The sequence below is a fragment of the Xenorhabdus vietnamensis genome (assembly GCF_002127535.1).
Lineage (GTDB): Bacteria > Pseudomonadota > Gammaproteobacteria > Enterobacterales > Enterobacteriaceae > Xenorhabdus > Xenorhabdus vietnamensis.
Window position 1 is genome coordinate 1 of the sequence record NZ_MUBJ01000098.1, and the last position, 958, is coordinate 958.

Annotated in this window: 1 protein-coding gene; it reads left to right on the forward strand. The window is 47.7% G+C overall.

All coding sequences use genetic code 11. The features are described 5' to 3' along the window. Positions 1-851 (forward strand): reverse transcriptase domain-containing protein (locus tag Xvie_RS20355; RefSeq protein WP_244175759.1); only part of this gene is annotated, 851 nt, incomplete at its 5' end. Positions 852-958: the final 107 nt, after the last annotated feature.

Genomic DNA, 958 nt, shown 5'->3' on the forward strand with positions numbered 1-958 from the left:
CTATAGTGGAAATCGACATCCGAAAATACTTCAACATGATACCGCATATCGAGTTGATGGATCTGCTTCGGAAGAAGATATCAGACCGCCGTTTTCTCAGATTGATTGAGGTACTGATAACGGCTCCAGTCATGATGGACAACGTAGTTTCCAACAATGTCCGTGGGTGTCCTCAAGGTTCAATCCTGTCACCGGTGCTTGCCAATATCTATCTACATCACGTGATTGATGAGTGGTTTGACAAAATTAGCCATTCCCATCTTCGCGGACGGGCAGAGAGGGTAAGGTATGCCGATGACATGGTGTTTACCTTCCAGTACCCCAGAGAAGCAAAGTGTTTCTATGCGGTATTACCGAAAAGACTGAACAAATATGGATTGGAATTGCACAGTGACAAATCGCAGTTAATCCCTGCGGGGCACGTTGCAGCAATGAGAGCAGATTTGTCAGGGAAACGCTTACCAACGTTCAATTTTCTGGGATTCACCTGCTATTGGGGGAAAACGCGAAAAGGTGTCTGGCGGCTGAAGTTTACCAGCCGAAAAGACCGGTTCGCAGCCAAATTGAAGGGACTCAGGGACTTCCTCTGGAAGAACCTGAATACGACCGATATAAGGCTCATCCTGAATACCATCATCAGGGTAGTCAGAGGCTGGATAAACTATCACGGTATTTCTGACAACCAGAGAAGAGTCGAGCAATTTATCTACCAAAGTACGCGAATAATCTATCGATGGTTTAACCGAAAAGGTGGGCGTCGCCGACTGACGTGGGAAAAGCTAAATCTGATCCTGAAAATGCTGGGTTATCCGTCTCGATGGAAAACACATTCAATGTTCAATTCTCGCTGAATATGTGTGGGGACACAGGTCTGTCGGGAGCCGGATGCGGTAGTTCCGCACGTCCGGTTCTGAGGAGGGGCCCACTCAGGTGACTGAGCGGGTCTACTCACCCAAAA